The organism is Frankia sp. AiPs1 (assembly GCF_023716945.1).
Classification (GTDB): domain Bacteria; phylum Actinomycetota; class Actinomycetes; order Frankiales; family Frankiaceae; genus Frankia.
This window is the reverse complement of record NZ_JAMQQF010000867.1, coordinates 1-1,727: the sequence shown is the minus strand read 5'-3', so window position 1 is coordinate 1,727 and position 1,727 is coordinate 1. Positions and strand designations below refer to the sequence as shown.

Genomic DNA, 1,727 nt, shown 5'->3' with positions numbered 1-1,727 from the left:
GGCAGGACCCGCTCGCGCTGCCGGCGGACGGGTCCCCCTGGCGGCTGGGAACTTCGGGGGGCTCACCGGACGACCTGCGCTTCGAGCCGTTCCCGGCGGCCCGGGCGGAGCTCGATGCCGGGCAGGTCCGGGTCGCGGTGCGGGCCGCGGGCCTGAACTTCCGCGACGTCCTGACCGCACTCGGCATGGTGCCCGCGGGCGCCCCGCTGGGCACGGAGGCCGCCGGGGTCGTGCTGGCGGTGGGGTCCGCGGTGAGCGGGCTGGCCGTCGGCGACCGGGTGTTCGGTCTGGTGCCCGGGGCGGTCGGCCCGGTGGCCGTGGCGGACGCGCGGCTGCTGGCGCCCATCCCCGCCGGCTGGTCGTTCGCCCAGGCCGCCGGGGTACCGGCGGTGTTCACGACCGCCTACCACGGCCTGGTGGAGCTGGCCCGGGTGCAACCGGGCGAACGGGTGCTGATCCACGCGGCGACCGGCGGGGTGGGCCTCGCCGCCCTGCAGGTGGCCCGCTACCTGGGCGCGGAGGTGTTCACGACGGCGAGCCCCGGCAAATGGGGGGCGCTGCGCGCGCGGGGCGTGCCGGCCGAGCGCATCGCCTCCTCGCGCACCACCGACTTCGAGGCGCAGTTCGCGCAGGTCACCGGCGGGAAGGGCGTCGATGTCGTGCTGAACTCGCTGACCGGCCCGTTCCTGGACGCCTCGTTGCGGCTGCTGCCCCGGGGTGGGCGGTTCGTCGAGATGGGCATCGCGGATCCCCGCGATCCCGCTGCCGTCGCCGCGGCCCATCCCGGGGTGCACTACCAGGCGTTCGAGCTGATCGACATGGATCCCGACCGGGTCCGGGAGTCGATGGCCGGGGTGCTCGACCTGTTCGCCCGCGGCGAGCTGCGTCCGGCGCCCGTGACCACCTGGGACGTCCGCTCGGCGCCCGCCGCGTTCCGGCACTTCGCCCAGGCCAGGCAGATCGGCAAGGTGGTGCTCACGCTGCCCGCCTCGGCGGCGGCCGGGCCGGGTCCGGGCGAGGCAACCGACGAGCGGTCCGGCACGGTGCTGGTCACCGGTGGCACGGGCACGCTGGGAGCGGCGCTGGCCCGCCACCTGGTGACCGCGCGGGGGGTGCGCCACCTGCTGCTGGCCAGCCGGCGCGGGGCGCAGGCGCCCGGCGCCCAGCAGCTCGCCGCCGAGCTCACCGAGCTCGGCGCGGCGGTGCGCATCGAGGCGTGTGACGCCGCCGACCGCGGTGCCCTCGCCGAGCTGCTTGCCTCCATCGATCCGGCGCACCCGCTGACTTCGGTGATCCACACGGCCGGGCTGCTCGACGACGGCGTACTCGCCTCGCTCACCCCGGAGAAGGTGGAGGCGGTGGCCCGGCCCAAGGTACGGGCCGGGTGGAACCTGCACGAGCTGACCGCGGACGTCGACCTGAGCAGCTTCGTGCTGTTCTCCTCGGCGTCGGGGCTGCTCGGTGGCGCCGGCCAGGCCAACTACGCGGCGGCGAACGCCTTCCTCGATGCGCTCGCCGCCCGTCGGCGCGCCGACGGGCGGCCGGCCGTCTCGCTGGCCTGGGGCCTGTGGGAGTCGGCCAGCGGCATGACCGGGCACCTCGGCGAGACGGACCGTGCCCGCATCGCCCGTGGGGGCCTGGTGCCGATGTCGGTCGCCGAGGGAATGGCCCTGTTCGACGCGGCCGTGGCGGCCGACCCGCCGCTGCTCGTGCCGGCGCCGCTGGAC

General features: G+C 76.7%; 1 protein-coding gene. It reads left to right on the top strand.

What is annotated here, in order from left to right; all coding sequences use genetic code 11:
- On the top strand, positions 1 to 1,727 hold a 1,727-nt coding region (locus ND748_RS31415; RefSeq protein ID WP_251749923.1), incomplete at both ends, for an MDR/SDR family oxidoreductase.